This window comes from Acidobacteriota bacterium, assembly GCA_016196035.1.
Taxonomy (GTDB): Bacteria; Acidobacteriota; Blastocatellia; order RBC074; family RBC074; genus JACPYM01.
This window is the reverse complement of sequence record JACPYM010000117.1, coordinates 188,316-206,768: the sequence shown is the minus strand read 5'-3', so window position 1 is coordinate 206,768 and position 18,453 is coordinate 188,316. Positions and strand designations below refer to the sequence as shown.

General features: G+C 59.4%; 15 protein-coding genes. 10 read left to right on the top strand and 5 right to left on the bottom strand.

Features of this window, described 5'->3' with window-relative positions; translation table 11 throughout:
• Together HY011_33465 and HY011_33460 are read left to right on the top strand one after the other, a co-directional pair.
• Nucleotides 1-349 (top strand): hypothetical protein (locus tag HY011_33465; GenBank protein ID MBI3427858.1); only part of this gene is annotated, 349 nt, incomplete at its 5' end.
• Nucleotides 350-1,004: 655 nt separating this feature from the next.
• Nucleotides 1,005-7,184: a carboxypeptidase regulatory-like domain-containing protein gene (locus HY011_33460; GenBank protein ID MBI3427857.1), complete on the top strand. Its 6,180-nt coding sequence runs from the start codon at nucleotides 1,005-1,007 to the stop codon at nucleotides 7,182-7,184.
• A 150-nt stretch (nucleotides 7,185-7,334) separates the two neighbouring features.
• Here the strand turns inward: HY011_33460 and msrB are convergent, their stop codons facing one another.
• A complete protein-coding gene (gene msrB, locus HY011_33455; protein MBI3427856.1) occupies nucleotides 7,335-7,853 on the bottom strand; it encodes a peptide-methionine (R)-S-oxide reductase MsrB in 519 nt (172 codons plus the stop codon).
• Nucleotides 7,854-8,435: 582 nt separating this feature from the next.
• On the opposite strand from msrB, the gene HY011_33450 reads away from it, so the two are divergent.
• The 8 genes from HY011_33450 (at nucleotide 8,436) to HY011_33415 (ending at nucleotide 14,026) form a co-directional block, all read left to right on the top strand.
• Entirely contained in the window at nucleotides 8,436-8,879 is a 444-nt protein-coding gene (locus HY011_33450; protein ID MBI3427855.1) for a PRC-barrel domain-containing protein, read from the top strand.
• Between the two features lie 140 nt (nucleotides 8,880-9,019).
• On the top strand, nucleotides 9,020-9,262 hold the full coding sequence (locus HY011_33445) for a hypothetical protein (protein ID MBI3427854.1): 243 nt from the start codon (nucleotides 9,020-9,022) through the stop codon (nucleotides 9,260-9,262).
• A gap of 35 nt (nucleotides 9,263-9,297) precedes the next feature.
• Nucleotides 9,298-9,708 carry a hypothetical protein gene (locus HY011_33440; GenBank protein ID MBI3427853.1) on the top strand — a complete coding sequence of 137 codons (411 nt, stop codon included), beginning with the start codon at nucleotides 9,298-9,300 and terminating at the stop codon, nucleotides 9,706-9,708.
• A 64-nt stretch (nucleotides 9,709-9,772) separates the two neighbouring features.
• Complete coding sequence (locus tag HY011_33435; protein MBI3427852.1) at nucleotides 9,773-10,588, top strand: ABC transporter permease; 816 nt, start codon at nucleotides 9,773-9,775, stop codon at nucleotides 10,586-10,588.
• 64 nt (nucleotides 10,589-10,652) lie between these two features.
• Entirely contained in the window at nucleotides 10,653-11,423 is a 771-nt protein-coding gene (locus tag HY011_33430; GenBank protein MBI3427851.1) for an ABC transporter ATP-binding protein, read from the top strand.
• The gene (locus tag HY011_33425) at nucleotides 11,420-12,565 is read left to right on the top strand and encodes an MCE family protein (protein MBI3427850.1); all 1,146 of its coding nucleotides are present in this window, start codon (nucleotides 11,420-11,422) and stop codon (nucleotides 12,563-12,565) included. Before HY011_33430 ends, HY011_33425 begins: the two co-directional genes overlap by 4 nt.
• An 18-nt stretch (nucleotides 12,566-12,583) precedes the next feature.
• Entirely contained in the window at nucleotides 12,584-12,736 is a 153-nt protein-coding gene (locus HY011_33420; GenBank protein ID MBI3427849.1) for a hypothetical protein, read from the top strand.
• 786 nt (nucleotides 12,737-13,522) lie between these two features.
• Complete coding sequence (locus tag HY011_33415; GenBank protein ID MBI3427848.1) at nucleotides 13,523-14,026, top strand: hypothetical protein; 504 nt, start codon at nucleotides 13,523-13,525, stop codon at nucleotides 14,024-14,026.
• A gap of 82 nt (nucleotides 14,027-14,108) precedes the next feature.
• Here HY011_33415 and HY011_33410 read toward each other — a convergent pair whose 3' ends face one another.
• The 4 genes from HY011_33410 to HY011_33395 form a co-directional block, all read right to left on the bottom strand.
• Nucleotides 14,109-15,299, bottom strand: a complete 1,191-nt coding sequence (locus HY011_33410; GenBank protein ID MBI3427847.1) for an aminotransferase class V-fold PLP-dependent enzyme — start codon at nucleotides 15,297-15,299, stop codon at nucleotides 14,109-14,111.
• Nucleotides 15,300-15,394: 95 nt separating this feature from the next.
• A complete protein-coding gene (locus HY011_33405) occupies nucleotides 15,395-16,231 on the bottom strand; it encodes a tryptophan 2,3-dioxygenase (GenBank protein MBI3427846.1) in 837 nt (278 codons plus the stop codon).
• Nucleotides 16,232-16,255: 24 nt separating this feature from the next.
• Nucleotides 16,256-17,347, bottom strand: coding sequence for a hypothetical protein (locus HY011_33400; protein ID MBI3427845.1), 1,092 nt, complete (start codon nucleotides 17,345-17,347; stop codon nucleotides 16,256-16,258).
• Nucleotides 17,348-17,627: 280 nt separating this feature from the next.
• Entirely contained in the window at nucleotides 17,628-18,407 is a 780-nt protein-coding gene (locus HY011_33395) for a polysaccharide export protein (GenBank protein MBI3427844.1), read from the bottom strand.
• Nucleotides 18,408-18,453 lie beyond the last annotated feature (46 nt).

Here is an 18,453-nt window from a genome sequence, read left to right as displayed (position 1 = left end):
GTTGTTGCGCGCCCAGGATGCGGCCGCGCTGACGAACGCGACGCCGGGCCTGTTCGTGCTGACGACGTGTCTGAACGGCTATTTCCCCGACCCGCAACAGTCAAGTTTGGGCGAAGCGGTGCTGCTCGACACCGCAGGCGGGGCGGTGGCGGTGATTGCGTCGAGCGCGCTCAATGCGCCAGGCCCGCAACAGGCGTTCAACCAGTTGCTGTACCGGTATTTGTTCGGGAAGGGGATGACGCTGGGCGAAGCGCTGCAACTGGCGCGCGGGGCAGTGAGCGAAACGGATGTGCGCAACACCTACCTCCTCCTCGGCGATCCTACCTTACGGATGGTTTCGCGTCGCTGAGTCTGCATTAGGGCTGTTGGTGCCAACCTGCTGAAGGCCTACCTGCTTTTGATCAAGTGACGGGTCAAAAGTTGGCTTGTCGCCAGGTCAGAGACGAGCGGGCCAGCGCTGTTTCACTATCCTTCGTGCCGGGCGGCAAGCCAACGGCTGGCGTGGGTGTGGAAGAGGCGTGGAAATTTTTTCATTGACGCTATAGAGACGGGCCGCTAGTATGACGCCGTTTTTTGCTCCGTTGATATTCCGCAAAAGACGAGCTTGCACTCATCATCCCCAGCACAGCTTTTCATTCTTTTTCCTGCTCCCGATTAAAAGTTGAGTTGAAACACGCGGTTCCCAGCGTCGGCAAGCAGCGCGCAATTCAACGCTTTATTGGCAGGTTGGCAGGACAGTCCGGTCAAGGCGAGAAGACCGGCGCAGAGTTTTACCGCACAATCAAACTTCATCCACAAGGTTCTAAGCCACTCACACACCTGGTTGTTTAGGCCCGGCTTGGCCGCACTTCCCAACGATTCTGAAGCGGAATCGGCATTCCCAGCAGCATCTAACTTGAGTTGAATTTATTCCGGACTAACTGCCCGGCCGCCGCAGTGGTTTGCGGCGCTGGTGTATGCACGGCGGTGAGGCACGGACATTGGTAGTAAGAAGGAGATTGGTGATGGGTACCACGCTAAATTCGTTTCGTAAGCAAACCGCCGACAGCTTTTCCGGCTTATGCCGCAACAGTGTCAAACGCTTCCGCTGGCCGCACTGGGGCTTGCCGGTTGTTTTCCTGGTTTGCCTGAGTGGCTGGTTGACTACTCCCGCAAGTCGCGCGGCTGCCGGGACGACGGCCAGTGCGCAGCCCTTCATGACTGCGGCGGCAACCGGTCTGCGCAAGCTGGCAGGGCGGTTCAGCGCGGCGGCGGGGCGCACCCCGCTGGCAACGTTGTCCGGCACGATCACCGGCACCGTGTTTATTGATTACAACGCCAACGGTGTCATGGATACGACCGTGACCAGCGCCAACACCGGCGCGGGCACGGTGGCGCAGGCCGTTGATCGCGGCGTCCAGGGCGTGACCATCACTGCTTACGACGCCAGCGGTGTCGCGCAAGGTTCGGCGACCTCAGCGAGCAATGGCACCTATTCGCTAGCGGCCACCGGGACAGGGCCGTATCGCATCGAGTTTACCAACTGGCCCGCCGGGTATCAGCCCTCGGCTGTTGGGACGGGCGCGGGTTCGACTGTGCAATTCGTCGCGGATGGCAATTCCAGCAACATCAATCTAGGCTTGAGCTGGCCCGCCGATTACAGCCAGAACAATCCCAAACTGTATACGAGTTGTTACACCTTTGGCGCCAGCAACGGGGCGCGGGCCAACGACCCAGTGGTCATCAGCTTGGGCTATCAAGACGGCGCCGTGCCCAGTTCGACCAATGTGCAATACGATTCGCCGGGCACACACACTACTGCGGTTACACATGCACAGGTGGGCGCGACTTGGGGGATGGCTTACCGGCGTTCGACAGGGCGGCTATATGCATCGGCGTATTTCAAAAGGCATACCGGCTTCGGTCCGGGGGCCGACAGCACGTTGAACAATTCGGATGATGCGGGCGCGATCTATGTGATCAATCCAACGGCCAACACGGTGGTAAGCATGCTGACAGTGCCGAGCGCAACAACCAATTCACATAACACCGCCGATTACGACCGGGATAATGGCAACACCGGTTGGGATGCGGTGGGCAAGACTTCGCTGGGCGGCCTGGCGATTTCTGAAGACCAGAGCAAGCTCTACGTGATGAATTTGGAGAACCGCACGCTTTACGCGCTGAATTTACCGGGCGGCAGTGTGGCCGCTTCGCAAGCCGTCCCGCTCACTCCGCCGAGTTGCCCCAGCAGCGGCGATGTGCGGCCTTTTGCGGTGAGTTACTATCGCAGCCAGCTTTATGTCGGCATGGTTTGTTCGGCTGAGAGCACGCCGGCGACGCCGGCGAACATGCGGACTTATGTTTATAAGGTCAATCCCAGCACCCTGGCGTTTGGCGCGTCGCCGGTGGTGAATTTTCAACTCAACTATGCGCGTGGCAAGTTGCACATGTTTGGCTCACCAACGCCGAACGCGACTTGGAATCCCTGGGTCACGACCTTTACACGGCTCAGCGGGTCGCTCGCTGAAACTGGGTATCCGCAACCGATGTTGTCGGATTTGGCCTTTGATAACGATGGCAATATGTATCTCGGTTTGCGTGATCGTGCAGGCGATCAATATGGCAACAATGCCCACGACAACCCCGCCGACACCACCTTGTATCAAGGCGATTCGGCTGGCGATCTGATCCTGGCTTGCGGCAATCCGAGCAGCGGCTGGACGCTGGAAAGCAACGCGGCCTGTGGCGGCGGCGCGGCGACGGGCGGCGCGGGCAATAGCCAGGGTCTGGGCGGGGGCGAATACTTCTTCCGCGATGAATGGCGCTCGTCCACGATTGCGCCCGCCGGGACGCTCGGGCACGACGAAGTGACCTTGGGCGGATTGACGCAACTGCCGGGGTTTCCAGACTTGCTGAGCGTTGTTTTCGACCCCATCTATCTGGTGACCGACGGCAGTTCGGATGATGGCGGATACTCTGGCGGGTTGCGCTGGTTTAACAAAACCACGGGCCTCATTGCCAAACTCGCGCGCGTGTATGACAGCACCGATACCAGCACCTTTTCCAAGGCGAACGGGTTTGGCGATTTAACGGCTGGCAGCGATCCGGCGCCGCTGCAACTCGGCAACCGCGTCTGGACTGACACGAACGCCAACGGCATCCAAGACCCCGGTGAGAACGGCATCCAGAATGTCAGCGTGCAACTCTGGGCCGACACTGACAGCAACGGTTCGGTTGACACGCAGGTCGGCACCGCGACGACAGACAGCAGCGGCAATTACTATTTCGGCGGCGCAAGCAATACCAACATGCTCACGTATTCTTGTGGCTCGACGACCATCACCAGCCGCGTTTCAGCCAGTTCGGATGATGCAACCGAACGCACGGCGACAACCGCCGTCACGACGAATAACGCGGGTAACGGCTTGCGGATGGGCCGCGATGGCAGCAGCGTTGACCGGGACATCGGCATGCGCTTTGCCGGTCTAACGATCCCCAATGGCGCGACCATTACAAGCGCGACCATTCAATTCACCGCGTTTGCCACTACTTCCGGCGGCACCACGGACTTCAATATCAAAGGTGAACTGGCGACGAACGCCACGACCTTTGCCGCGACCAATGCCAATTTGTCCGGGCGCACCAAAACCTCGGCCTCGGTCAACTGGACGAGCATCGGAGCCTGGACGGCGGGCGCGACGACCAACGCGACGACGCCCGACTTCGCCAGTGTCGTGCAGGAGATCGTCAATCAGGGCGGTTGGGCGAGCGGCAACGCGCTCAATATCTTTATTTCGCGTAACGTCGCGAATACGGGGTTGCGGACTTCAACCTCGTATGACGACAACACGGCGCAGGCCCCACTCTTGTCCATCACCTACGTCCCTGCCTGTCAGTACGCAGTCAACCCCACCACCGCTTACGAAATCCGCATTCCCAATGCTTCCGGCGGCAGCAAGCAGGCGGCCTTGGGCGCGAACAATCTGGTGACAGCGAACACCGACGCCAGCACCAACGGCGACGCGCGCGATTCCGACGCGACGCTCTCGAGCACAACGGCGGTCATCGCCCTGACGACGGGCGCTTACGGCGTCAACGATCACACGTTTGATTTCGGTTTCAGTGCGGCGACAACCAGTTATTCGGTCGGCAACCGGGTTTGGTTCGACACCAGCAACGACCGCGTCCTGGATGTCACCGAAAGCGGCGTCAACAACGTCACCGTCGAACTCGTGGACAGCAGCGGCAATTCGTTATCCACACCGCGCACGACGACGACGAATAGTAGCGGCTATTACCGCTTCGATAGCGTGAGCGCGGGCGTTTACAAAGTGCGCATCAATGCCGTCAATTTCAACAGTGGCGGTGCATTGCTCGGCTATTACAGCAGCACCGGCGTCACCAGCGGCACCGATCAACGCGACAATGGCGTAGACCCCACGACCAATGCCGAATACACCAGCATCGGCGTCCTCAGCCCAGCTTTCACCCTCGGCCCGGCTTCGCAACCGACCGCCGAACCCGATTTCACCAGCACTGGCAACGGCGCGCACGGCACCAACGGCGATGTGAGCGACAATCTGCAAATAGATTTCGGCTTTCAGAATAGCTCACCGCTGGCGGTGCGCTTGACGGGCTTTTCGGCAAGTGCGCAAGCGGGCTCGACCCCGGCGCGTGCGGCGGCGGGCCAAACTGGCAGCGGCGTCACGCTGCAATGGGGCACGGGCTTTGAAGTCGGCCATCTCGGCTTCAACGTGTACCGCGAAGAGAATGGCAAGCGCATGCAAGTCAACCCGGCGCTGATTGCCGGTTCGGCTTTGCTGGCGGGCGCGCGCGCGCCGCTGACGGCGGGGAACACCTATACCTGGACGGATCCGCGCGGCGCTGCCGGTGTGCCTTACTGGCTGGAAGCGCTGGATGTGGACGGCAGCCGCGCCTGGTATGGGCCGGTTTTTGCCGCCACTGCGGCGTCGGGTAGCGAGACGGGTACCGCGCCGTCCGCGCAACGCTCACCGCTGTTGGACGATTTGAACGCGAGCGCGAATCATCCGGCACAAATCGAATACGCAACGTTGGCGGCGGGTGCTGCCAACCCGCTCGATGCCAACCAAACCACGCGCATCGAGGCGTTAGCCAGTTCATCCGCAGTGCCAGCGCCGGGGATTGCGGCGGCGTGGGTCTTGCCCAATCAAAGCGCGGCCAAACTCTACGTGCGCAAAAACGGCTGGTATCGCGTGACGGCGGCGGAATTGCAGGCGGCGGGCTTTAACATCGCCGTCAATCCGCAATTGTTGCAGCTTTTCGCCGACGGCGCCGAAGTGCCCCTCACGGTGAAAGGCCAGGGCAACGGCGTCGAATTCATCGAATTTTACGGCCAGGCGTTGGACACGCCCGATACCGACACGCGCGTTTACTGGTTGGCGGTCGGCCAGCAAACGGGCCGGCGGATGAACGTGCAAGCCGCGCTGGTGAGCAATGCGCCTTCGACCACCAGTTTCCTTTCGACGGTCGAGCGCCAAGACAAGCTGATTTACTTTTCAGGCTTGCTCAACGGCGAGGCCGAAAACTGGTTTGGCCCGGTGGTCAATGCCAGCGGTGTGACCCAGCAATTGACGACGCGCTTTGTCCAACGGCAAGGCGCGCCGCCGGCGACGTTGGAAGTGGCCTTGCAAGGCGTGACCGATCAGACGCACGTGGTCAGCATCGAATTCAATGGCCGCGTGCTGGGCACGGCCAACTTTTATGGCAAACAACGGCAGGTCGCGACCTACCCTGTTCCGGCCGATGTTTTGCGCGACGGCGTGAATGACGTGCGGCTGCTGGCGGCGGCGGGCGCGAGCGACGTCAGCCTGAGTGCGAGCCTGCGCCTCAGCTATCCGCGCCGCTTCGTGGCCGACGGGGACTTGCTGCGGTTCAGTCTGGGGGCGGGCCAGTCGGCCTTCATCAGTGGCTTTAGCACGCCCGGCATACGCCTGTTTGAACTGGGCCGCACGTCCGGCGACATGCGCGAATTGACCATTACGCCGCAAGGCGCGGGCAATAATTACGGCTTCGGGTTGCAAAGCGGGGCGGGGGCGACCTATCTGGCGCTGGCGCCAACGCAACTCGAACGCGTCGCCGCCGTGAAGCTGAATCAACCGTCGAATTGGCGGGCCGTCACACACGCGGCGGATTTGGTCATCATCACGCATCGCGATTTCATGGCCGCCGCCAACCGGCTGGCCGCGCGCCGTTCGACTGAAATGCGCGTCGCCCTCGTGGATGTCGAAGACGCCTATGATGAATTCACCTACGGCCAGCATTCGCCGCAGGCCATCAAAAGCCTGTTGGCCTGGGGGCGCGCGCGTTGGCTGGTGAAACCGGGGTTTGCGCTCTTGCTTGGTGATGCGACCAGCGACCCTCGCAACTACCTGAACAATAGTCCGGCCAATGTGGAAACCGATTTCGTGCCGACGAAGATGGGGACGACCCGCTATTTTGAGACGGCCCAGGATAGCTGGCTGGCCGATACCAATGATGACGGCGTATCTGATCTGGCTTTGGGGCGCTTGCCGGTGCGCACGGCAGCGCAAGCCGACGCCGTGATCAATAAAATCCTGGCGTTCAAAATACCCACCACGCCGCGCAACGCGCTGTTCGTTGCTGACCGCACGACCGAAGGCGTCAATTTCAAAACGCTCAGCGAACGCCTAGCCGACGCCTTGCCCGCGCTGATGCCCAAACAATTCATCAATCGCAATGACGGTGCGCCCGAACAGTTGCGTGGGCAAATCGTCAACAGCATCAACCTCGCCAAGCCGCTGGTGGTGAACTGGCTGGGCCACGGTTCGACGCAAGTCTGGACGGGCGACGGCCTGTTGCGCGCCCAGGACGCGGCGGCCCTGACCAATGCGACGGCGGGTTTATTCGTGATGACGACCTGTCTGAACGGCTACTTCACCGATCCGCAACAACAGAGCTTGGCCGAAGCCGTCTTGTTGAATCCAGTGGGCGGCGCGTTTGGCGTGATTGCCTCAAGCGGGTTGAATTCAGCCGGGCCGCAGCAGGCGTTCAATCTGGCGTTGTATCAGAGCTTGTTTGGGAAAGGGCTGACGCTGGGCGAGGCCATGCTGGTGGCGCGGACGGCAACCTTGGATCAGGACGTGCGCAACACTTATCTGCTCTTCGGCGATCCGACGATGAGCATTTACGCACGGCGCTGAAGAAATGACTGCTGGGCATTCTTCATTCTCCATTCTTCATTCTGGCGCAGATGATCCGCCGTTTTTGCGGTGCCCTCTGCCAGAGAATTGAGAATGAAGAATGGAGAATGCTGCCGCCAAACGATGAGTTGGCTTTCCGTAGCGCACTTCCTACGGCGCTTCTTTGACGAACTTCAGCGACACCGAATTGATGCAATAGCGCAAGCCGGTCGGTTGCGGCCCATCATCAAACACGTGCCCCAGATGCGCGCCGCAACGGGCGCACATCACCTCGAAGCGTTGCATGCCCAGGCTGTTGTCGGTCTCGGTCTTGACGTATTCCTTTGCCGCCGGCTTCCAATAACTCGGCCAGCCCGTGCCCGAATCGAATTTCTCTTTGGAACTGAATAGCTCCAACCCGCAGGCGGCGCACAGATACGTGCCTTTGTCGTGGTTCTTCCAATAGGCTCCGGTAAAGGCGCGCTCGGTGCCTTTCTCACGCATTACATGATATTGCTCCGGCGTCAGAATTTGCCGCCACTCCGCCTCAGTCTTTTCGATCCGTTCAACCACGATTTTGCCTTTCTCCGGCTTGGCCGATTTGGCGGCGGGTTTTTGCGGCAGCGCGAATGCCAGCGCACGATTGCCTGCGATACCACACAAGGCCAATGTGAATGTTCTTCGTTGCATAAGTCCTCCTCATTGCTCGTTACGGGATTAAATGCCGGAACCGATTTTACGCAACCGCGCCTGCAATGAAAGTCGGTTGACTGACAAAGTGCTTTGGCAATGAATCAATGGGAGCGAGATTACGGGACAAACAGAAATAACGGAATAGTCGGAAGGCTGCCTACTGAACTGAAACCGATCTCGTCAGCACGGAATTACCCGTCACACAATCGCGCTACGGCAGTTCTGTTGATAGCCATTTTTAGTCAACCGCTGTTGGCAGCAGAGTAAAAGCCAATGTCACAGGATAACGTCGCTCCATAAAACAAACCTGTACTTTGGCCATTCATCTGGTTGCAAGAAAAGCATTCACTTTCTCGGCAAAACTCTGCTGAAGACCGGAAAACCTATGTGGAATGGGGGTTGCTCGTTAAGAGGGTGTGGCCGAGATAGCAACAGATTGAGAAGGTGAATTGGGCAGTGAGTAAGGAGGGGGGCACTATGCATTGAGCTAGATTGATGAAACGGGGAGAACAGCGCGAACGGAAACCAAATCCAAAACCCGCATGGAGCAAGCGTGTTCCATTTTACGAAGGAGGAACAATGGCAAAAGCAAAAGCAAAAAAAGTAGATGAAAAAGCGCTGCTGATCAGGATGAGCGATTCGAATCTGACTTTCGCCGACGGTGCCCAAGACATCCGCCGCCGCAAAGTCGTGGACAGCAACGGCGAGGAGCTTGGCAAAGTGGATGACCTGTTCGTGGATCAGGGCGAAGAAAAAGTCCGCTTTCTGGAAATCTCTGCGGGCGGCTTTCTCGGTTTGGGGGATACCAAGTTCCTGCTGCCCGTGGATGCCATCACCAGCGTCAAGGCAGACGAGTTGCGCATTGACCGCACGCGCGCGCACGTGGCAGGCGCGCCACGGTTTTCACCTGAACTGGTGGATGCGCGATTCTTGACCAACATCTACGAATACTACGGTTATGAGCCGTATTGGGGCGCGGGTTACACCTCTCCGCGTTATCCCTATTACCCGACTGTGCCGTAGCGCGCGCTAGTACTCCATCAAGCTGTAAGTGATGGATGCTGAGAGCGCATCCGGGATGTAGGGCGGGATTTAATCCCGCCCTACATCCCTCATTTTCAGCTTGATGGAGTACTAGGCTCATTGCTCGTCAAAGGAGGGTCATGAAAGAGAGAAAACTGACGTTGCCCGTGGTCGCCTTGATTGCTGGGACACGTGGGATGTTGGGGGCTGGGCTTGGTTTGTTGCTGGCCGGAAGTCTAAGCGACGAACAGCGGCGCGCCGTGGGCTGGACACTTGCGCTGGTTGGAGCCATCAGCACCATCCCGCTGGCGATGTTGGTGCTGGGCCAACCAAAAGAGTTTCCGGCGACAACCCCCGTTGCCCCCGTTGCCTCCATTGAGTGATAGCGGCGGTTTGAAAAAGACCGCAAAAGGGTGGGATGGGGAAAACGAAGCGAACAAATCTAAGTTTGGCCTTGTTCGTGCTGATCTGCTTTTTTCTGCCGTGGGTGCAGGTGAGTTGCTTGGGCGCGAAAGATTCGGTGAGCGGCTTTGAGTTGGCGCGTGAGGGTGACCGTGTGCTTTGGCTGGTGCCCTTGTTGATGCTCACTGTCCTTGCGCTGGGATTGGCTCCCGCGATTTCTGAACGAACGCCTGCGCTCTCGGCGCTGAGTGGAATGGTGGGTGGTGGGTTGAGCGCTTGGTTGATGGGTCACGAGCATGGCGAGGTCGGGTCGTCGGGCTTGGTCGCGACTTTTTGGACGGCTTGGTACTGGTTGGGGCTAGTGGCCTCGCTGGGTGTAGCCGTCACGGCGCTCTGGTTCTACGCCAGGCGTGTCAGAGCGCCGTAAGCAGGATTGCCCGCGGTTGCGTGCGGGCGGCTTTGCGCGGAATGAATCGTTTTAGGTGAGGAGAATGACGACGAAAGAGGCCATCGGAATCCCGACGGCGCATGAATCATCGTTGGGTTTGAAGAAACCGCTGCTCGACACTTTCGAATGGTTCGGCGGCATCGGTGAATTTTGCGTGCAGCTTGTGCGGGCGGCGGCAACCCCGCCCTTTGAAGGAAGGGAGTTGCTGCGGCAGATGGACGAGGTCGGCGCGAAGTCGCTGCCGTTGGTGTTGCTGGCCGGGTCGGCGGCTGGCGTGGTGATGTCATTGCACGTGCGCGACAGTTTGGTTGGCTTTGGGGCGAAGTCATTGTTGCCCACGGTAATCATTATGTCGCTCATCAAGGAGAGCGGCCCGATCATTACCGCCCTGGTGATGAGCGGGCGCATGGGCGCGGGGCTGGGCGCCGAGCTTGGTTCGATGAAGGTCACCGACCAGATTGACGCCATCGAGGTTTCCGCCGTCAATCCATACAAGTATCTGGCGGCGACGCGTGTCGCGGCTTGCATGCTGATGATGCCGCTGTTGACCATCGTGGCCGATTTTTGCGGGATCATCACGGGTTGGCTGGCCAACACCCTGGTTGAGCCGATGTCGCTGCGGCTGTTTCTCAACGAGGGGTTCGAGACGCTGGACTTCAACGACCTGTTGCCGCCGACGGCTAAGGCCCTCGTCTTTGGGCTGATTATCGGGGTGGTCGGCTGTTATCAGGGGATGCACGCTAAGGGCGGGACCGCAGGCGTTGGACGGGCCTCGACCAGCGCCGTCGTCATCTCATCGCTCTTTGTGATTTTGGCCGACGTGGTTTTGGTGCGGTTGATTATGACGTTTTTCCCGTAGGCCCAAAACTGCGGGAGGCAAATTGTGGGAGACGAGTTGTGGGAGACGAGTTGCGGGAGAAATGATGGAGCAGAGCGACCAACAGCCGGCGATTCAAGTGCGTGGATTGCGCAAATCTTTCGGCGAGCAGGTGGTGCTCAATGGCATTGATCTGAACGTGGCGCGCGGCGAGACCTTGACCGTACTGGGGCGCAGCGGGACGGGTAAGAGCGTGTTGCTCAAACTCATCATCGGGTTGCAGAAGCCCGATGGCGGCGGCATCGAGATCAACGGCGAAGAGATCACCGCGCTGCCGCTGGACGAATTGAACGAGGTGCGCAAGAAGGTGGGCTTTCTCTTTCAACAAGCGGCGCTTTATGACTCGATGACCGTGGCAGAGAACGTCGCTTTCCCCTTGCGCTGGCACACGCGGATGGAGGATGAGGAACTGCGGCGGCGGGTGCGCGAATTATTGGCGCGCGTCGGGATGGAGGAGGCGTCGGCGAAGCTGCCCGCGGACATTTCGGGCGGCATGAAAAAGCGCGTGGGACTGGCGCGGGCGTTGGCGCTCGACCCTGAAATCATGCTACTCGACGAACCAACGGCGGGGCTTGATCCAATCACCGCAAACGAGATTGATGAATTGATTCGCCAGTTACAGCAGGAACGCCGCATCTCTTCGGTCATCGTCACCCACGACATGCGCAGCGTCAAGCTGGTGGCCGACCGCATCGTCATGCTCAACGAAGGCAATATCGTGACGGAAGGAACATTGGCGGACTTGCAGCGGAGCGGCGATTCGTTTGTCAAACAGTTCTTGCGGGAGGCTGAAGGAGAAGCAAGAGAGGAGGAATGATGTCGAGCAAGGCGCGCCTGGGAGCGTTCATATTGGGATCGCTGATCATCTTCACGCTGCTGGTTTTTCTGGTCGGCGAGAAGCAGTTCATTTTCAGCCGCACCTGGCGGTTGAAGGCCCCCTTTGAGAATGTCGCGGGATTGGATGAAGGCGCGGCGGTGCGCGCTGGCGGCGTGCGCGTCGGAACGGTCAAAGAGATTCAACTGCCGCACAATCCCGGTGACAAGGTGATAGTGGAAGTCGAGCTGGCCAGTTCAGCGCGCGAAGTCATCAAGAAAGATTCCGTCGCCACCATCGAGACCGAAGGCTTGCTGGGCAGCAAGTACGTGGCCCTCTCATTCGGTTCGCCGCAATCCGAACAGGCGCGCAACGGCGACACCATTCAGAGCCAGCCGCCGATTGATTATGGCGACATCGCCAAGAAAGCCAGCGCCATGCTCGATTCGGCCAAAGAGGCCGTTGACTCCTCCAAAGTCGCCATCAACAACATCAATCAGACGACCGACGATCTGAAATCCATCAGCGGCAAGATTGACACCGGCCGGGGCACCATCGGCGCGCTGGTCAACGACAAAGCGGCTTACAAGAACCTGAACGCGACCGCATCGTCGCTGCGCGAGACAGCGGATCAGGCCAAAGACGGCGTGGTTTCCTTCCAGGAGAATATGGAGGCGCTCAAGCACAACTTTTTTCTCAAAGGATTTTTCAAAAAACGCGGCTACTACGATTCGGCGGAGTTGACCAAACACGCCATCACCAAACTGCCTGACCGCGAGCCGCTCAGAAAATTCAGCTTTTCCGGCAACGACCTTTTCGGCAAGCCTGATTCGACCAAGCTGAAGAAGGAGAAGTCGCTCGACCAGATCGGCGCTTATCTGGAGAGCAATCCTTACGGTCTGGTCATCGTCGCCACCCGCACTAATCCGAAAGGCGAGAAGGAAGCGAACGCCACACTCTCGCAAGTGCGCGCGGTCGCCGTGCGTCAATACCTGGGGCAGAAACTCAGCATTGACGACGCACGCATCAAGACGCTGGGGCAGGGCGAAGGCACGCAGGCCGAGGCGGGCAAGGGCGGCAGCGTGGAGGTCATCATTTATCCGGACAGCGTTGAGAAAAACGTAGCGAAAGCGAAGAACAAGTAGAACAGTAAAGGAGGCAAGATGATCAGAAAATTGAAGTCCGGCAAATACCGGCTCTACTCGAGCAAGATAAACCCCAAGACGGGGAAGCGGCGCAACCTGGGCACATTCGACACGCGCGCAGAGGCCGAGCAGCACGAACGCGCCGTGCAGTATTTCAAACGTCAAGGCTGAAGGGAAGATCACACTGATCCCAACAGCAATGGTCTGAGATTGATATAGTTTTCAAGAAAAAGAATTTCCGAAAAGTCCCAAAGGGACGACCAGCCAACAGCCCAGGGTGAAGCCCTGGGGGGTCGTGCAAATAGTTGTGCGAAGCCCTGAAAGGGCGGCAGCCAAGCCTATGGCTGCCGCCCTTTCAGGGCTTCGCACAACGACTCAATGTGTTTTCTGGGGTTTCACCCCAGGCTGTTGGCTGACGCTCCGTTGGAGCTTGCTACGGCAATTCTTTTTCTTGCAGTCTATAGAAAGGAGGAAACCAACATGGCAGATAATTTAACTGAGCAACGATGCGCGCATCCGGCTTGCGATTGTCTGGTGACGGGCGGCGAAAAGTATTGTAGCCCCCATTGCGAAACAGCCCTCGAAGCCGAACCCGTTTGCGGCTGTGGGCACGGGGCCTGTCTGACAACTGACGACCGCGCCTTTGCGGCCGCTTAGGGCGAATACGACACCTGGCGGATCGGCGCGGTAAAGCTGCGTGAGCGAATGCAGCATTTGTTCACGCAGCTTTACCGCGCTTGATTCGCTTACTCAGTTTTGCTTAGAGCGGGTTGCAATTGCGTTTATGGGAGCAGCTTGTGCCGGGACGGTACCGCGCGCGTGAGCAAGCGGCGCGTCAAGCTTACGCCATTGGCTGAACCGCCCAAGCTCCGCTTGCTCACGCGCGCGGTACTGTCCCGCTGCGCGGCTTTTCCCATACACTGATGTGAAAACCGATCTAGTTTGAAGGAGGAACAAATGGCGACTGCCAAACAAAAAGAAGCCGCACGGAAGAATATCAAGAAGGCGCAGGCCGCCTGGCAGGCAATGTCGTCGCGTCAACACGCGCGCGCGCAACCCGAAGGCCGCGCGCGCGCCAAACCTGGTTCGACTGGTGACGGCGAGTTTTACCACATCGAGGTCAGACCGAAGCGCGAGTTCGTCACCTTCCGCACACACGATGTCGGCAAGAAGGGCGGCCTCGAACGTGTGGCAGGCAAGCGCGAAAGCGGTTCCTGGGACGATCAGAAATGGTTGATCGGCAAAGACCAGGCGCATCTGGAAGGCGGCAAACTGATCCCCGACACAGAGGATGCGCGCGCCTTGCTGGATGAACTCGGATCAACACCGGTGCACATCAGCGGTGACCGCTTCAAGGCCAAACCCAGGCCGAACGTGCCGGAAAAAGACAAACCCACGGCGGCACAGCGCCGGGCGCGTCAAAGCAACATCAAAAAAGCGCAGGCTGCGCACCGCGCATAACGCAAGTCGTGCGGCGGCTCCGGCTTTGACGGCCACCAGCGCGAGGCGCGAACGATACTTATGGCTGCCTGATTAAACCGCCTCAGAACCGCGCGCCGCTCGCCGCCGTGTGCTTTTCATAAGCGCGCGTGTCGAGAATGCTTTTGATCTCGGCCACGACGGCTTCGAGTTCATCGTCGCTGCTAAAGAAATGCGGCCCAATGCGCACACCCGCGCCGGGCCGGTAATCCACCAGCACCTCGCGCGCGGCCAATTCGCGCACGACTTCGCCCGCGTGCGGCACATCCAGAATGACCGAGCCGCCACGCCGCGCCGGCTCACGCGGCGCATTCACGCGCCAGCCGTGCGCGCCAGCCAATTCAATCAAGCGCGCCGTCTGCCGCATGGATTTGGCGCGAATGCGTTCGACCCCGATTTCATTGATCAAATCGTAGCCACTCTCCGCCGCATACAGCGCCGGAATCGCGGGCGAACCGTGCAGGAAACGGTGCGCGTCCTCGGCGTATTCGATCTCGCCCGGCACGAAAGCAAACGGCGCTTTATGCGCGGCCCAGCCAGTGATCTTCGGTTGCAAGCGTTCGCGCAACTCCGGTTTGACATAGAGGAAGCCCGCGCCCGGCCCGCCGCACAACCATTTGACCGAACCGCCGGTAGCGAAATCCACATCGAGGTCTTTGACGCTGAAGGGCACCGTGCCCGCCGATTGATAAACATCCAGCACGACCAGCGCGCCGACACGATGCGCCTTTTCAACGATGGCCGCCGCATCCTGAATGAAGGCGCTCTTGAACAGCACGTGCGAAATCGGCACCAGCAGCGTCTCTTCATCAATCGCGTCCAGCATCCGCTGCGTGTCAATCGTGATGCCGTCGTCACTCGGTACTTCGACAATTCTCGCATGGGCCGCTTTGGCGTGCGCCTCGTAGACATACATCACGGAAGGGAAGTTGAGCGCCTCATAAACGATCTTGTTGCGCTTGCCCGTCAGATCGAAGCAGGACAGGATCAGCGCCTGACAGACCGAGACGTTCTGATGCATCACGACCGTGCCGGGATCAGCGCCGAGGATGCGCGCCACTTTGTCGCCGATGGTCCCGGGCATTTCCCACCAACCTTCGGCCCACGCTCGAATGCCGCGCGTCGCCCACGTCTCAGCGTAAGCGTGCATGCGGTCGTAGGTTTTGGCTGGCATCGCGCCGAGCGAGTGATTGATGAGATAGGTGGTCTTTTCCAGAATCGGAAATTGCGCACGATAGGAAAGTAGTTCGTCCATAAATCTCCAACGTTTCCGCCCACGAAGTCACACGAAGGAATCACGAAGAAAGACCGCCTCCTTCGTGATTCCTTCGTGTGACTTCGTGGGCGGAATTATTCGATTAGCATTGTTCGGGCTTCCCAAAGTTCAGGGAAGAATTTTTTGTCGAGCGTCACTTTCAAATACGACGCGCCGCTGCTGCCGCCTGTGCCCAGCCGCACGCCGATGGTGCGTTCGACCATTTGAATATGGCGCAGCCGCCAACTCACCAGCAATTCGTCAAACTCGGTCAGTCGTTCGCAGACGTCAATCCAGGCGCGCTTGCCGCGTTCGTCGCGATAGATGGCGCGGATGGCTTCGGCGCGCGCTTTGAACTGCGCTTCGGCATCCGCATCAGCGGGTAATGACGGCAGCACTTGCAACGCATGTAAGGCGTCAAAGAACACATCGCGCAACGACGGCTCGCGCAAACGGCGTTCAAGCGCGGCGTAGGCTTCGTCGGTCGGTTCGTGATAGCGCAACATCTTTTCGTCTTTCAGCCCGCACAGAAATTCCAGTTCGCGGAATTGTTCGGATTGAAAGCCGCTGGCCGGACGCAGCTTGCCGCGAAAGGCCAGGAAGTGCGTCGGCAGCATGGTTTCCAGAATCGTGAACTGCTCGACCAGCACGCGCATGATTTCGGTGCAACGGCGCAACAGGCGCGCGGCTTCGTAAACCGCGTCTTGCTGGGGGGCTTGCGCGGTCTTCAGGTTCGCAATCACGGCGTCCAGTTCGTGCAGCAACTGCTTGAACCAGAGTTCGTAGGTTTGGTGGATGATGATGAACAGTAGTTCGTCGTGATGCTGTGGTGAGGATTGCGGCTGTTGCAGTTTGATCAACTCGGCGACGCGCAAATACGCGCCATAAGTGAGCTGTTCTTCGGTCGGTTTGAGTGGTGCTTGCGGCGTCATAACGCCAGGGAGTTTAGCACAGCCTCAGCGGCTTTCGCCTTTGAGCGCCGGGCGTGTGCCGCTTGCGTCAGCCGAGTATTTGTAGATCGAACCGTTCGTGCCGACGACCCAACCGCAATCCGGCGCGCTGAAAAACAACTGGTTGAAACTGGCGTAGGTTTTCAAGCTCTCGTCTTGCCAGGTCGCGCCGCCATCGCGCGTGTGCAGCAGCGTGCCACGTTCGCCCGCCGCCCAGCCTTCGCTAGCGTTGACGAAGCGGATGTCGTTGAGCGTTTCGTTGCTGTTCGATGTTTGCACTTGCCAGCGATTGCCGCCGTTGGTGGTCGCCAGAATTGTGCCGCTGATACCCGCCGCCCAGCCGCGTCTGGCGTCCATGAAATGCACAGCGCGCAAGGTGTTGGTCGTGGGGGAGGGCTGTTCGTTCCAATTGCTGCCGCCATCCACCGTGCGCAGGATGCTGCCGCCACCGCCGACGATCCAGGCTTGTTGCGTGTCGAGCGCGGTCACATCGTAAAAGAGCTTGCGCGTCACGGCGTATTGCATCTGCCAACTCGCGCCGCCATCGCGCGTCGTTTGAATCGTCCCTGATTCGCCGATGAGCCAGCCGCTGCCAGCCACAAACGAGAACGCGGTCAGAATCGGCGAGTTCAAGCGTTCCACCTGCTCCGCTGCGCTTTCGCTGGCTTGTCCGACGGGGCGGCGCGGGCGGCGATACGGTTTGTCGGGCGGACGCGCGGGTTCGATGTTTTGCCACGTCGCGCCGCCATCATCCGACGCGAGCAGGAACGCGCGCGCGGCCAGGTCGTTACTGCTGGGCCGTTGTGTCAGATTGTATTCACCCAGCAAGCGCACGCGTTGCGCATCGAGCGCCCAGACCGCGCGCAGCAAATCGCGGCTGAATTCAGGCGGTAGCGCGACGCGTTCCCAGATTGCGCCGCCATCGCCGGTTTTGAGCAGCGTGCCGTTGCTGCCCGCAACCCAGCCGTGTTGTGCATCGGTGAAATGAATGGAAGTGAGGCGGGCGAGTGAGTTGGTGGTTTGTTTTTGCCAACTCGGATTGGGCGCGGTTTCAGCCCACGGAGTGGGTGGCAGCCTAAAGCCCAGGGTGGAGCGCACAGCGCGGAACCCTGGGTTTGTTCGCAAAAGAGTCAGCCAGCCCACGGAGTGGGCGGCAGAGCTTATTAGCTTGAAAAATGAATGCCTGTCGCCCGCTTCGCGGGCTGGGGTTGTAACTGCGATGACCCAGGGTTCCGCGCGGCTGGCGCCGCGCTCCACCCTGGGCTTTAGGCTGCCGCCCGCCTTCACGGGCTGAGAGGTTTGCGCCTCACCGAGCGTAAACAACACCGCTGCAAAGACGCACGCAAATTGCTTGAACGGTGGTTTCATCGTTGCCGCCTCAGCGCACCAGAATCCGCATCCACGTCGCAATCATCACCACGCCCGACACCTGGTCAATCGTCTTGAAGATGTTGCCCGGCACCACGATGGTGTCGCCCGGCACCAAAAACATGTCTTGGCGTTTGCCTTGCTCGACCTCTTTCATATTGAGCGGCATGGCGGCGGTGTTGCCATCCGGTTGCATACGCAAGACGTGAATCTTCTTTTTGTCGCCATATTTGGTCAGGTAACCGGCGCGGGACAGCGCTTCGGTGACGGTCATGCGGCGGGTCATTTCATAAATGCCGGGCGTGTTGACATCACCGACGACGAAGATTTTTTGGCTGTGCGAGGCGACCAGTTGCACGGTGACTTGCGGGTCAATGATGTATTCCATCAGCTTTTCGCGCACTTCTTTTTCGATGTCGGGCACGGTGCGGCCCGCCACCTGCAAGCGCCCGATCTGCGGGTAGCTGATGACGCCGTCGGGCGGAATGGTGATGTTGGCGCGCGAATAGTTCGGTTTGTCGAAAACATCCACACTGATAATGTCTTCGGGGCCAAGCCGCGTGGTGGCGAAAAAGTTGTTGATGTAAGGCAGCACCGCCGCGTCAATTTCCGACTGGTTCTCACGGCGCAACGCTTGGCGTTGCGCTTCGGTCAGCGTGGCCGGGTCGGTCTGTTGTGGCTGGGCTTTGGGTTTGTCTTGTCCCTGCGCGCGGGTCAGCGGCGCAATGCCGGGCAGCAGCACCGCCGCGAGGATGAAATGTGTGAGGCAATGAAGTTTGAATGATTGCATAGCACCTCCGACCGGTACGGTACCGCGCGCGTGAGCAAGCGGAACC

What these genes read in the sequence shown, in the direction of transcription:
- HY011_33460 (MBI3427857.1), top strand. Translation starts at nt 1,005, where the DNA reads ATGGGTACCACGCTAAATTCGTTTCGTAAGCAAACCGCCGACAGCTTT.
- msrB (MBI3427856.1), bottom strand. Translation starts at nt 7,853, where the DNA reads ATGCAACGAAGAACATTCACATTGGCCTTGTGTGGTATCGCAGGCAAT.
- HY011_33450 (MBI3427855.1), top strand. Translation starts at nt 8,436, where the DNA reads ATGGCAAAAGCAAAAGCAAAAAAAGTAGATGAAAAAGCGCTGCTGATC.
- HY011_33445 (MBI3427854.1), top strand. Translation starts at nt 9,020, where the DNA reads ATGAAAGAGAGAAAACTGACGTTGCCCGTGGTCGCCTTGATTGCTGGG.
- HY011_33440 (MBI3427853.1), top strand. Translation starts at nt 9,298, where the DNA reads ATGGGGAAAACGAAGCGAACAAATCTAAGTTTGGCCTTGTTCGTGCTG.
- HY011_33435 (MBI3427852.1), top strand. Translation starts at nt 9,773, where the DNA reads ATGACGACGAAAGAGGCCATCGGAATCCCGACGGCGCATGAATCATCG.
- HY011_33430 (MBI3427851.1), top strand. Translation starts at nt 10,653, where the DNA reads ATGGAGCAGAGCGACCAACAGCCGGCGATTCAAGTGCGTGGATTGCGC.
- HY011_33425 (MBI3427850.1), top strand. Translation starts at nt 11,420, where the DNA reads ATGATGTCGAGCAAGGCGCGCCTGGGAGCGTTCATATTGGGATCGCTG.
- HY011_33420 (MBI3427849.1), top strand. Translation starts at nt 12,584, where the DNA reads ATGATCAGAAAATTGAAGTCCGGCAAATACCGGCTCTACTCGAGCAAG.
- HY011_33415 (MBI3427848.1), top strand. Translation starts at nt 13,523, where the DNA reads ATGGCGACTGCCAAACAAAAAGAAGCCGCACGGAAGAATATCAAGAAG.
- HY011_33410 (MBI3427847.1), bottom strand. Translation starts at nt 15,299, where the DNA reads ATGGACGAACTACTTTCCTATCGTGCGCAATTTCCGATTCTGGAAAAG.
- HY011_33405 (MBI3427846.1), bottom strand. Translation starts at nt 16,231, where the DNA reads ATGACGCCGCAAGCACCACTCAAACCGACCGAAGAACAGCTCACTTAT.
- HY011_33395 (MBI3427844.1), bottom strand. Translation starts at nt 18,407, where the DNA reads ATGCAATCATTCAAACTTCATTGCCTCACACATTTCATCCTCGCGGCG.